Below are 11,522 nucleotides of genomic sequence, written 5' to 3' on the forward strand. Positions count from 1 at the left end.
AACCCTCAGGTCATGCTGCCCGGCATGAAGCAGCGCACGCGCGGGTGGCCGTCGATATAATGCTTCCACACCATGGTTCGCCCGACCTTGTTCGGCTCGGTGATCAAGGCCTCGTCCGGCACCACGACCCATTCGTCGTCGATGTGCACGCGATAATGACCGTGATCCGATTCCCAGTCCGGATCGGCGACCACGGATCCGTCGGCGTCGGAACAGCATTGTCCGTAGCCGCTGTGCAGGCTTTCAAACCAGGGCTTTAGAGGTGAATTGGCGTAGCGGCCGTCGTCGCGCGCCAGGGTCGGCGATGTCAACCACATCGTCCCCAGCAGCAGTGCCGCACGCGTGATGGCGTGCATGTTGTGGTCTCCGCAGATCTGATCCAGCTGCGGGCGCGCATCACTTACCGTTCGCCGGCGACATTGCCGTCACGGGCGAAACACGACGAATCGGCGCCCCAGCACCTTGCATTGAAGTATGCAAGAGCGACGCCAGACTGCATTCCGGGAGACTACGGCCGACGAAAGTATGTGAGCGCGGACCGCCGCGTGCCGCGCACGGCAGGTCGCCTTCTCGAGCGCGCGCGATCGGCTTCGGCGCCGCTCGATCAGCGGATCGCCGCAGCGACCTCGGGGACCAGCGGCGGCGCACTTCGCGACGCCGCCTGCAACGCGCATTCGACGAACCGGCGCGGCAGCAGCGAGGCGTTCGAGCGCATCGCCACCAGCATGCGGCTCTCCGCATCCGGCGTGTCGAGCGCTTTCGCGACCACGTTCATGACGCCGGCCTGCTGGTAGCATGATGGCAGGATCGAAAGTCCGATCCCGGCCGCAACAAGGCTGAGCACCGTGCGCAGTTCGTGAGCCTCCTGCGCGATCCGCGGCGCAAAGCCGGCGCGCCGGCATAGCATCGCGGCCTGGTCGCCGACGCCGCAACCGCTCTCCGCCATGCCGACGAATTCGTGCTCGGCAAGGTCGGCAACGCTGAGCTTGCCGGGCGCGGCGGCCAGCGGATGATCAAGCGGCAGGAACACCATCAACCGGTCGCGCCAGACGACGTGAACCTGCAGATCGGCCGCGGGCCGGAAATCCAGCGGCGGCCGCATGATCGCGACGTCGAGCTCGGCGTCAACGAGCGCCTGGAGCTGTTTTGCCGTCGACATGTGCCTGAGCTCGATCTTCACCCGCGGATAGCTGCCGCGGAAGCTGCGGAACAGTTCGGCGAACATATCGAGCATCGGAACCGAGTCGGTAAAGCCGACACGAACGGCGCCGGCCTCCCCGCGCGCGGCGCGGCGCACGGTCTCCGACGCAAGGTCGAGCTCGCTGACGGCACGCCGTGCGTGTTCCAGCAGCAATTGGCCGGCCTGGGTGAGCTCGACCGCACGCCGCGTCCGCGACAACAGCTGGGTGCCGAGCTCCTCCTCCATCGCCTTGATCTGCGTGCTCAGCGGCGGCTGGCTGACATGCAGCCGCTTGGCGGCGCGGCTGAAGCTGAGTTCTTCGGCGACCGCGATGAAGTAGCGAAGCTGCCTGTAATCCATCGCTTATTCCGTTTCCCTATAAGTGACGGGTCAAAGCGGTATTTGACCTCCCACGGCCGTTTCCCGATCTTGGCGGCAAAACGCGGATGCTCCAAGGGGCAACACGCGCAGCCGGTCAGCCATGCGAAATCGCCGCGAATAACAGGCGCTCCGCCCGGTTCGGATCACAAGCGCGATAACAAGAAAGCAAGGGAGGATTCCAATGGGCCAAGCGTCCGTCAGCGAGCTCGAACAGCAAACCATCCGCCGGGTCTATTGGCGGCTGATCCCGATCCTCTTCGTCATGATGTTCTTCAACTATCTCGACCGCATCAATCTCGGCTACGCCGGGCTGACGATGAACAAGGACCTCGGCCTCAGTCCCGCGATCTTCGGCTTTGCGGCCAGCATCTTCTTCCTCGGCTACATGGTGCTCGAGGTGCCGAGCAATTTGATGCTGCATTGGCTCGGCGCCCGGATCTGGCTCGCGCGCATCCTGATCACCTGGGGCCTCGTCGCCACGCTCACCGCCTTTGTCTGGAATCCGCTCAGCCTCTATGTGATGCGGTTCGGCCTCGGCGTCGCGGAAGCCGGCTTCATGCCCGGCGTGGTGCTTTATCTGACCTATTGGTTCCCCGCACGCTACCGCGCCCGCGCGGTGGCCGGCTACATCATCGCCGGCTCGTTCTCGGCGGTCCTGGGCGGGCCGATCTCGACCAGCATCATGACGTGGTTCGACGGCGCGTCCGGCCTGCATGGCTGGCAATGGATGTTCATCGCCGAGGGCGTGCCGACCATTCTGCTCGGCCTGTTCACGCTCTATTATCTGACCGACCGTCCCGCCAAGGCGAACTGGCTCACCAAAGAACAGGCCACCTGGCTGGAAGGCGAGCTCGCCGCCGAGCGGGCCGAGATCGAACAACAGGGGCAGCACAGGTTGATCGAATGCGTGCTCGATATCCGGGTCTGGCTGCTGGCGGCGCTGTTCGGCTGCGCGCTGGTCGGCATCTATGGCCTGCTGTTGTGGCTGCCGCAGATCATCAAGGGCATGGGCAATCTCAGCAACATCGAGGTCGGCTTCCTGTCGGCGATCCCGCCGCTGCTCGGCGTCGTCGGCACCATCGTGGTGAGCCGCAGCTCGGACAAGACCGGGGATCGCAAGTTTCATCTCGCGGCCGTCTATCTGCTCGCCGCCGTCGCCATGCTCGGCAGCGCCTATGTCGCGAGCCCGGTGCTGGCCTTCGTGTTCCTCTGCATCGTCGGCTTCAGCCTGAACGCCGGCAATCCCTTGTTCTGGAGCATCAACGCCTCGCTGCTGACCGGCGCTGCCGGCGCCGCCGCGATCGCCATGGTCAACACGCTGGCGCAGTTCGGCGGGCTGATCGGCCCCTGGTGCATCGGCCTGATCAAGGACTCCACCGGAAGCTTCTCCTGGGCGCTGGTCGGCATCGCCGGCTTCCTGTTCGTCGCCTCCGCCATCGCCGCCACCATGCGCGTCAAACCACGCGAGACGGAATTGACGGGCGCGATCCCGTCAACCGTCGCACACTGACACCCCCGCCAAGGGCAACAACAAGGACGCAACCATGATCATCGACTGTCACGGCCATTACACCACCGAGCCGGCCAAGCTGCAGATCTTCCGCGACAAGCAGCTCGCCGGCCTCGCCGACAAATCGCGCCGGCCGCTCACCACCAATCTCGGCATCACCGACGACGAGATCCGCACCAGCGTCGAGGGCGCGCAGCTCCGCCTGCAGAAGGAGCGCGGCACCGACGTCACCATCTTCTCGCCGCGCGCCGCCGGCATGGCGCATCATGTCGGCAAGGAAGCAACCAGCCGCGAATGGACCACGATCTGCAACGACCTCGTGCACCGGGTCTGCACGCTGTTCCCGCAGAATTTCGTCCCCGTCTGCCAGCTGCCGCAGAGCCCGGGCGTGCAACCCAAAAACTGCATCGAGGAGCTCGAGCGCTGCGTGACGCAGCTCGGCTTCGTCGGCTGCAACCTCAATCCCGATCCCGCCGGCGGCTATTGGTGCGATCCGCCGCTGACCGACGAATGGTGGTACCCGCTGTATGAGAAGATGGTCGAGCTCGACGTGCCGGCGATGGTCCATGTCTCTTCGTCCTGCAATCCCTGCTTCCACGGCACCGGCGCGCACTACCTCAACGGCGACACCACCGCCTTCATGCAGTTCCTGACCTCGGATCTGTTCAAGCGCTTCCCGACGCTGCGGTTCATCATCCCGCATGGCGGCGGCGCGGTGCCCTATCATTGGGGCCGCTACCGCGGCCTCGCACAGGACATGAAGCTGCCGCCGCTGTCGGAGCATCTGCTCAAGAATGTGTTCTTCGACACCTGTGTCTATCATCTCCCCGGCATCGAGCTGTTGACCCGGGTGATCCCGGTCGAGAACATCCTGTTTGCGTCGGAGATGGTCGGCGCGGTGCGCGGCATCGACCCTGAAACGGGTCATCACTTCGACGACACCCGCCGCTACATCGACGCGCTGCCCCTGAGCACGGAGGACAAGGCCAAGATCTTCGAAGGCAATGCCCGCCGCGTCTATCCGCGCCTCAACGCCCATCTCGACCGCCGCGCGCATTAGCCGACCGCGCCGACAACACACCGGAGAACACCGATGGCCATAGGATTTGCAATTCACAAGGCGAAGCGGAAAGTCTCGCCCGATCTCGTCGCGCGCTACCGCACGCTGCCGGTCGCCAATATCAGCGATGTGATGTCGCGGATCGCGGGCACCAACCGGCTGCGGCCGATGCATGCCGGCGGCTGGCTCGGCGGCCCGGCGCTGACCGTGAAGACCCGGCCCGGCGACAATCTGATGGTGCACAAGGCGATCGACCTCGCCCAGCCTGGCGACGTCATCGTGGTCGATGCCGGCTGCGTCCTCGTCAACGCCATCATCGGCGAGATCATGTCGACGCTGGCGGAGAAGAACGGCGTCGCGGGCTTCGTGATCGACGGCTCGATCCGCGATGCCGGCGCGATCCGCGCCGGATCGTTCCCGGTGTTCGCCGCCGGCGTCGCCCATCGCGGCCCCTACAAGGACGGCCCGGGCGAAATCAACTGCACGATCTCGATCGACGGCATGATCGTCGAGCCCGGCGATCTCATCGTGGCCGACGACGACGGCGTGCTCTGCGTGCCGCATGACGAGGCCGAGGCCGTTTGCAAGCTGACCGAGGCCAAGAAGGCGACCGAGGAGAAGGCCATCCAGCAGATCCTCGCCGGCACCAGCGACCGCCGCTGGGTCGATGAGGCCCTGCAGCGCCTCGGCTGCGAGTTCAAGGACTGACCTGCCGCCGCTGCCCGGGAGGCAGAATGCCTGTCTCTTGGGCATAAGTGTCCGCACAACCGGCGAAAATCGCCGGCGCGCGAACGGTTGGCGCGTCCGTCGACCGGCATCGGGAATTTTTCCCGATTGCAGATGGAAAAGAATCCCGGACCTCCGGGACACATCTTGTTTGCCAAAGCTAAAGCGCTCCCGCAGTCTCGAAGCCAAGGTTCGTCGGGGACAAAAGTCGAACCGGGACAACAGGGTGGGCGTTATGGCTGGTGCGTTGTTGCGTACGGCAACACGATTTTTGTCTGGTTCGCTCACTGCGCGCGGCGCTGCGGCCGTGCTCACCGCCATCGGAGCCGCAGCGCCGCTGACGATGGCGCAGGCCCAGACCCCCGCCCCGACCGAACTGCCGCCGGTCACCGTGATTGCCCCCTCGCCGCTTTCGGGTACGCGCAGCATCAAGCCTGCTGCCCGACCGGTGGTGCGGACCTCGCGATCCGCCCGAACCCGGGCCGCACCGGCCCAAACCGCGGCGGCGCCCGAGGGCGGCGCCGGCGTCCCGAGCCCCTCCGACCGCGACTCGAGCCTGCTCGACCGCGACAAGATCCCGTCGAACACCGAGGTGCTGACCTCGGCGGATTTCAGCCGCAACTATTCGACCAACTTTCTCGACTCGGTGAACCGCAAGCTGCCCGGCGTCACGCTGACCGACCAGACCGGCAATCCGTTCCAGCGCAATCTCGACTATCGCGGCTTCGTCGCCTCGCCGGTCCAAGGGACGCCGCAGGGCATCGCGGTCTATCAGAACGGCGTCCGCATCAACGAATCCTGGGGCGACGTGGTCAACTGGGATTTCATCCCGGAAAAGGCCATCGACCGGGTGTCGCTGGTGCCCAACAACCCCATCTTCGGCCTCAACGCGATCGGCGGTGCGCTCAGCATCCAGATGAAGAACGGCTTCACCTATCAGGGCGTCGAGGGTGAAGTGTTCGGCGGCTCCTTTGGACGCGTGCAGGGCAGCGTGCAGGCCGGCGGCCAGAAGGACAATTACTCGGCCTATGCTGCGTTCGAATCCGCCTACGACCGCGGATGGCGCGACTACGCCAATTCCTCGCACGTCAATCGCATGTATGTCGACATCGGCGCGCGCAACGACGACACCGAATTCCACGTCAATTTCACCGGCGCCAGCAATCTGCTCGGCAACGTCGCCGCAACGCCGGTCGAGATGCTCAACCAGCGCTGGTCGAGCGTCTACACCTGGCCGCAATCGACGATGCTGCAGCTCGCGTTCGTCAACGCCACGCTGAGCCATAATTTCTCGGACACATGGTCGTTCCAGGGCAACGCCTATTTCCGCGGCTTCCGGCAGACCCATGCCGACGGCAACGGCACCGACGTTGCGCCGTGCGACGATCCCACGACCTTGTGCATCGGCGACGGCCTTCCGGTCTTCGGTCCTGCGGACGGCCCCGCAACTCCGAACACGCTGGGTAACGCTTTCCTTGGCGAACTCGATCGTAACCGGGCTGCGACCAACAGCTTTGGTGGTACGGCCCAGTTCACCAATTCCGACAGGTTGTTCGGGCACGACAACCACGTCGTGATGGGTGTCAGCGTCGACCATGGCAACACCAAGTTTACCGCGACCAGCGAGCTCGGCACCGTCGATCAGAATCTGTTCGTGACGGGCACCGGGGTCTTCATCAACCAGCCCGACGCCGGTCTCAGCCCGGTCGATCTGCGCGCCACCAACACCTACACCGGCGTCTACCTCACCGACACGTTCGACGTGACGAACAGGCTCTCGGTCACCGCCGGTGGACGGTTCAACTATGCCCAGATCGACCTGCAGGACCAGACCGGGACCAACGACCTGCTCAACAGCAGCAATCGTTTCCAGCGCTTCAACCCGGTGATCGGCGGCACCTTCAAGATCACCCCGAACCTCACCGCCTATGCCGGCTATTCGGAGGCCAACCGCGCGCCGACGCCGCTGGAGCTCGGCTGCTCCGATCCCAACCATCCCTGCATGATCGACACCTTCCTGGTGGCCGACCCGCCGCTCAAGCAGGTGGTGTCGCACACCGTCGAGGCCGGCCTGCGCGGCAGCTGGGGCCGCGACGCCAGGACCGGCATGTTGAGCTGGGGGCTCGGCGTGTTCCACACCCTGTCCGACGACGACATCATCCAGGTGACGAGCCCACTCGGCGTCAACAATTTCGGCTTCTTCCAGAATGCCGGACAGACCTTGCGGCAAGGCATCGAGGCCAAGCTCGACTATCGCCTCGACCGCTGGAACGCCTACGCCAACTACACCTATGTCGACGCGACCTATCGAAGCGCGATCACGCTGTCCTCGCCGAACAATCCGAATGCGCTGACCAACGACGCCGGCGCGCAATTCGTCAACGTCACGCCGGGTGACCATATCCCCGGCATTCCCGCGCACCGCTTCAAGGCCGGCGTCGACTACAACGTGACAGATGCGTGGAAGGTCGGCGCCGACCTCAATTTCGTGGGCAGCCAGTGGATCATCCATGACTACACCAACCAGAGCCCGAAGGTGCCGGCCTACTCGGTCGTCAATTTGCACACGTCATACCAGGTCACGAAGAACATCGAGGTGTTCGGCCTGATCAACAACGTGTTCAACCGGCACTACTATCTGAGCGGCGCGTTCTACCAAACGGGCGGCTTTAGCAGCGCCGGCGGCCTCCCCAACCTGATGGCGCAGCTGAGCGATCCCCGCACCTTCGTGCCCGGCATGCCGCTCGCCGCGTACGCCGGCATCAGGGCGAAGTTCTAGGAAAATTTCCTGGGGCCCACGATGCCTTCTACGCCGTCATTGCGAGGAGCGAAGCGACGAAGCAATCCAATTTCATTCGCGGCGCGATGGATTGCTTCGCTTCGCTCGCAATGACGTGGATAGAGCAACCCACATCATCTCCGCGGGCCGGACTGATGCCGCGCGCTACGCCACCGTCCCGCCGTCGACCGGCATCGCGATGCCGGTGACGAACGAGGCCTTGTCCGACAGCAGGAACACCGCGACCTCGGCGATCTCCTCCGGGCGCGCTGCGCGGCCCATCGGGTTGCGGGTCACCGCAGCCTTGATCAATTCTTCGGGGTCCGCCTCGTTGTGGCCCGGCTGGTCGGGCCGGTTGACGAACACCCGCAGCATCGGCGTGTCGATCGCGCCGGGACAGATCGCATTGACGCGCACGCCGTCTTTGGCGTGGCGCTTGGCGAGCGCACGCGCGAGGCCGATCACGCCGGCCTTGGCCGCCGAATAGGTCGGGCTCCACGGCGAGCCGACCAGGCCCGAGGTCGATGCGGTGAACAGGATGCTGCCCTTCCGCCGCGCCGTCATCTGCCCAAGCGCGGCATTGGTGGTGATCAACTGCGAGCGCAGATTGAGATCGACGCTGAGATCCCAGCCTTCCAGATCGTCGATCACGGACGGACCGGGAATGCCGAGATGATTCCAGACGCAATCGAGCGCGCCGAACTCCTTCACGGTCGCAGCAACGATATCGCGCGAAAACTTGTCGTCGCGCAGATCGCCGGCCAGCGCCAGCGCACGTCCACCGCCCTTTTTGATCTCCTCGACCACCGCTTTCGCGCCGGCCTCGTTCTGGTCGACGATCGCTACCGCCGCGCCCTCGCGCGCGAGAATAAGCGCGCCGGCGCGGCCGGCGCCCGACGCTGCGGCGGTGACGAGTGCGATCTTGCCTTGCATGTCCATGGTTCGATCCTGACTGTGCTCGCGAGCTCGAGCCTTCTTGGTTCTGATTGAAGTTCTGGTTGGATCAGGATCGCAACGCTGTGGTCTTGCGCTGACGCGCTACCGTCAGGCTGGGGGCTTCGCGCTAGCGGCCGCCGAACAGAACCGGTGACTGGCCGGGCAGCAGCTGCGAATGAATGTCGCTGTCCATGCGCTCCGCCCCTTGCTGGGTGAAACCAGCACCGAACGACAGGGTGACATTCGAGGTCGGGCGGAACTCCAGTCCGGCACGCGCGGTATACCCGGCGTTGACGCCGGGATTGCCGCTGAACGGCGCCAGCGGACCGCCGGCGCCGGGCGGATTGTATTTCAATGAGTCGAAGCCGGCGAAGAACGTCACGGGCGTATCGCCGACGCCCTTGAAATTGTAGCCGACCTGCGCGCCCTGATATTCAAGCGAGCCGAACGCCGCCGATCGACCGAGCGCGTTCCAGCCGGCGCGGCCGCCTTCGCCGCCGATGAACCAGCCATCCGGACGGCCGTTCAGATACGAAAAGTCGCCGCCTTGCGGGGCGGTGGCGTCGAAGCCCGGAAAGTTGCCGTAGGTGTCCGCCTTCTGGCCGTCGGCCAGGCTGCCGCCGAAGCCGAACAGCGAGCCCGGCGTCCAGTAGCGCACCGGCCCAGCCTGGGCGTTGGCCTGCTGGGCGCCGAGACAGAGCACTGCGGCGATGATTGCGAGACCGAATTTGCTTGCGAAAGTGGACATCAGGTTACCGTCACGTGCGGCCAAACTATACCCGTCGGACGTCGACAATGCCAGTGCTGCGCTTCGGCGCGACAGCCCCGCCTCTTGCCAATCGCGCGGCGACCGCTTATGTACGCGCCTCCTTTTGTAGAGCGAGCGACCCAGGTTTCCAACATGCGGCAGTCACAGCGAGCATCAGTGCTGATGACGGGAGGGCTAATGCCCTCGTCCGCCGCCATTCTGCTTTGGACCTGACCCCACGTCACACCTGACATTGGAAGGCAGCCCGGAGCGGAAGCGGCTCCTGGCGCCGAACGGGCTCTCGCGGTGCCTCGAGTCGTGCAAACCCAGCACGGGAGCTCGAACACCACAGGTGTCCCATGGCCAAAGAGAAGTTCATCCGCCTCAAGCCCAACTGCAATGTTGGCACGATCGGCCACGTGGATCATGGCAAGACGACGCTGACGGCAGCGATGACGAAGGTTTCAGCCGATCACGGCTGGGGCGCGTTCGTCTCCTATCAGGACGTTGCCAAGGCGTCGGCCGCACAAGGTACGCGTGACGATACGAAGATCCTGACGATTGCGACAAGCCACGTCGAGTTCTCGACGGCGGCGCGCCATTATTCGCACGTCGACTGCCCGGGCCACGCCGATTATGTGAAGAACATGATCACGGGCGCGGCGCAGATGGACGGCGCGATCCTGGTCGTCTCCGCCGTCGACGGACCGATGCCGCAGACGCGCGAGCACATCCTGCTCGCGCGCCAGATCGGCGTGCCGCGCATCGTGGTGTTCCTGAACAAGTGCGACGTCGCTGACGATCCGGAGCTGGTCGATCTCGTCGAGATCGAGGTGCGCGACCTGTTGTCAAAGTACCAGTATGACGGCGACAACGCGCCGGTCGTGCGCGGTGCGGCGATGCAGGCGCTGCGCGGCGAGCACGGTGCGCTGGCGGATCAGGCGATCCTCAAACTGTTCGAGGCGCTCGACGCTTATATCGAGCCGCCCGAGCGGCCGAAGGATCGCCCGTTCCTGATGCCGATCGAAGGCGTGCAGTCGATCGCGGGCCGCGGCACCGTGGTGACCGGGCTGGTCGAGCGCGGCACGATCAGGATCGGCGACGAGGTCGAGATCGTCGGCCTCGGCGCGACCCGCAAGTCGGTCGTGACCAGCATCGAGAGCTACCGGAAGATCCTCGATCACGGGCAGGCCGGCGACAATGTCGGCTGCCTGCTGCGCGGGGTCGACAAGGCTCTCGTGCAGCGCGGTCAGGTGCTGTCGCATCCGGGTGGTGTGTCGCCGCACCGGACCTTCCGCGCGGAAGTGTACGTGCTGACAAAGGACGAAGGCGGCCGCCACACGCCGTTCTTCGCCAATTATCGTCCGCAGTTCTACTTCCGCACCGCGGATGTCACCGGCACCGTCCAGCTCGGCAATGGCGCCGAGATGGTGATGCCGGGCGACAGCGCCGAGTTCACGATCGAGCTCAACAAGCCGATCGCGCTCGAGGCGCGGTCGCGCTTTGCGATCCGTGAAGGCAACCGCACCGTCGGTGCCGGCGTGGTCACCGCGATCGTGGAGTGAGGAATGGGGGCGCGGCGCGAGCCGGGCCCCATTTTCCAACGTCGCGATTTGCAAAGTCATCCAATCGCCTGGAAATTGATCACACCGCTCAGCAATGCGGATTGACAGGCCGGCACGTTTTCGAAACTGTGCGACACCGCGTCGCAGGCGCCGTCCATCGGTCTTGTGACCTCTCGACGCGGAAATGGCGTCGTCATGAAGTGGTTTCGTTCGAACATCAGGCACGGGGCTCGGCTGGCGCTGTTGGCGCTGTCGATCCAGTTCGTGCTGTCGTTCGGCCATTTTCATGCCGTGGCGGCGCCGCAGACCACAACGTCATTCGCGGCGCATGTCGAGAACGCCTCGCGCGACGAGCCTCGCTCGAATCCTGATTCCGATCAGGCTGCGGATCTCTGCGCGATCTGCGCCGTGGTCGCGATGGTCAACTCGGCGACGCCGGCACCGGCGCTGCCGCCACTCCAATTGCCCGATGCCACAGCTCTGCTCGCCTGGCACATTGACAATTATGTGGCGCCGCTCGACATCGGCCGGCTGCACTATCAGCCGCGCGCGCCTCCGATCTCCTGAACTCCCTGCACGACTGAACGTCGAACGCGGCCACCATTCGGCTGCCGTTTGAGCAATGGGGAATTTCGCC

At 65.0% G+C, this 11,522-nt stretch carries 10 protein-coding genes; 6 read left to right on the forward strand and 4 right to left on the reverse strand.

Going from position 1 to position 11,522, the window contains the following annotated elements:
- Positions 1-5 precede the first annotated feature (5 nt).
- Both ACOIX3_RS34890 and ACOIX3_RS34895 read right to left on the reverse strand, forming a co-directional pair.
- Positions 6-356, reverse strand: a complete 351-nt coding sequence (locus ACOIX3_RS34890; protein WP_198964647.1) for a hypothetical protein — start codon at positions 354-356, stop codon at positions 6-8.
- A gap of 248 nt (positions 357-604) precedes the next feature.
- Positions 605-1,540 carry a LysR substrate-binding domain-containing protein gene (locus ACOIX3_RS34895; protein WP_420966593.1) on the reverse strand — a complete coding sequence of 312 codons (936 nt, stop codon included), beginning with the start codon at positions 1,538-1,540 and terminating at the stop codon, positions 605-607.
- A gap of 202 nt (positions 1,541-1,742) precedes the next feature.
- Here ACOIX3_RS34895 and ACOIX3_RS34900 point away from each other — a divergent pair, with 202 nt between their 5' ends.
- The 4 genes from ACOIX3_RS34900 to ACOIX3_RS34915 all read left to right on the forward strand — a co-directional run bounded on the left by ACOIX3_RS34900 (position 1,743) and on the right by ACOIX3_RS34915 (position 7,636).
- The gene (locus ACOIX3_RS34900) at positions 1,743-3,071 is read left to right on the forward strand and encodes an MFS transporter (protein ID WP_420966594.1); all 1,329 of its coding nucleotides are present in this window, start codon (positions 1,743-1,745) and stop codon (positions 3,069-3,071) included.
- Between the two features lie 34 nt (positions 3,072-3,105).
- Positions 3,106-4,131, forward strand: coding sequence for an amidohydrolase family protein (locus ACOIX3_RS34905; RefSeq protein WP_420966595.1), 1,026 nt, complete (start codon positions 3,106-3,108; stop codon positions 4,129-4,131).
- A 33-nt stretch (positions 4,132-4,164) separates the two neighbouring features.
- Positions 4,165-4,839 carry an RraA family protein gene (locus ACOIX3_RS34910; protein ID WP_420966596.1) on the forward strand — a complete coding sequence of 225 codons (675 nt, stop codon included), beginning with the start codon at positions 4,165-4,167 and terminating at the stop codon, positions 4,837-4,839.
- A gap of 613 nt (positions 4,840-5,452) precedes the next feature.
- The gene (locus tag ACOIX3_RS34915; RefSeq protein WP_420971868.1) at positions 5,453-7,636 is read left to right on the forward strand and encodes a TonB-dependent receptor; all 2,184 of its coding nucleotides are present in this window, start codon (positions 5,453-5,455) and stop codon (positions 7,634-7,636) included.
- A gap of 165 nt (positions 7,637-7,801) precedes the next feature.
- Here ACOIX3_RS34915 and ACOIX3_RS34920 read toward each other — a convergent pair whose 3' ends face one another.
- Positions 7,802-8,575, reverse strand: a complete 774-nt coding sequence (locus ACOIX3_RS34920) for an SDR family NAD(P)-dependent oxidoreductase (RefSeq protein WP_420966597.1) — start codon at positions 8,573-8,575, stop codon at positions 7,802-7,804.
- A gap of 124 nt (positions 8,576-8,699) precedes the next feature.
- The gene (locus tag ACOIX3_RS34925; RefSeq protein WP_420966598.1) at positions 8,700-9,320 is read right to left on the reverse strand and encodes a hypothetical protein; all 621 of its coding nucleotides are present in this window, start codon (positions 9,318-9,320) and stop codon (positions 8,700-8,702) included.
- Between the two features lie 359 nt (positions 9,321-9,679).
- On the opposite strand from ACOIX3_RS34925, the gene tuf reads away from it, so the two are divergent.
- Positions 9,680-10,885 carry an elongation factor Tu gene (gene tuf / locus ACOIX3_RS34930; RefSeq protein WP_420966599.1) on the forward strand — a complete coding sequence of 402 codons (1,206 nt, stop codon included), beginning with the start codon at positions 9,680-9,682 and terminating at the stop codon, positions 10,883-10,885.
- A 195-nt stretch (positions 10,886-11,080) separates the two neighbouring features.
- The gene (locus ACOIX3_RS34935) at positions 11,081-11,452 is read left to right on the forward strand and encodes a DUF2946 family protein (protein WP_420966600.1); all 372 of its coding nucleotides are present in this window, start codon (positions 11,081-11,083) and stop codon (positions 11,450-11,452) included.
- The last annotated feature ends 70 nt before the right edge of the window (positions 11,453-11,522 follow it).

The organism is Bradyrhizobium sp. B120, from assembly GCF_049075665.1.
Taxonomy (GTDB): domain Bacteria; phylum Pseudomonadota; class Alphaproteobacteria; order Rhizobiales; family Xanthobacteraceae; genus Bradyrhizobium.

Excerpts from the sequence above, each read along its gene's own strand:
- tuf (WP_420966599.1), top strand. The coding sequence starts at position 9,680 with ATGGCCAAAGAGAAGTTCATCCGCCTCAAGCCCAACTGCAATGTTGGC.
- ACOIX3_RS34895 (WP_420966593.1), bottom strand. The coding sequence starts at position 1,540 with ATGGATTACAGGCAGCTTCGCTACTTCATCGCGGTCGCCGAAGAACTC.
- ACOIX3_RS34910 (WP_420966596.1), top strand. The coding sequence starts at position 4,165 with ATGGCCATAGGATTTGCAATTCACAAGGCGAAGCGGAAAGTCTCGCCC.
- ACOIX3_RS34920 (WP_420966597.1), bottom strand. The coding sequence starts at position 8,575 with ATGGACATGCAAGGCAAGATCGCACTCGTCACCGCCGCAGCGTCGGGC.
- ACOIX3_RS34925 (WP_420966598.1), bottom strand. The coding sequence starts at position 9,320 with ATGTCCACTTTCGCAAGCAAATTCGGTCTCGCAATCATCGCCGCAGTG.
- ACOIX3_RS34900 (WP_420966594.1), top strand. The coding sequence starts at position 1,743 with ATGGGCCAAGCGTCCGTCAGCGAGCTCGAACAGCAAACCATCCGCCGG.
- ACOIX3_RS34905 (WP_420966595.1), top strand. The coding sequence starts at position 3,106 with ATGATCATCGACTGTCACGGCCATTACACCACCGAGCCGGCCAAGCTG.
- ACOIX3_RS34935 (WP_420966600.1), top strand. The coding sequence starts at position 11,081 with ATGAAGTGGTTTCGTTCGAACATCAGGCACGGGGCTCGGCTGGCGCTG.
- ACOIX3_RS34890 (WP_198964647.1), bottom strand. The coding sequence starts at position 356 with ATGCACGCCATCACGCGTGCGGCACTGCTGCTGGGGACGATGTGGTTG.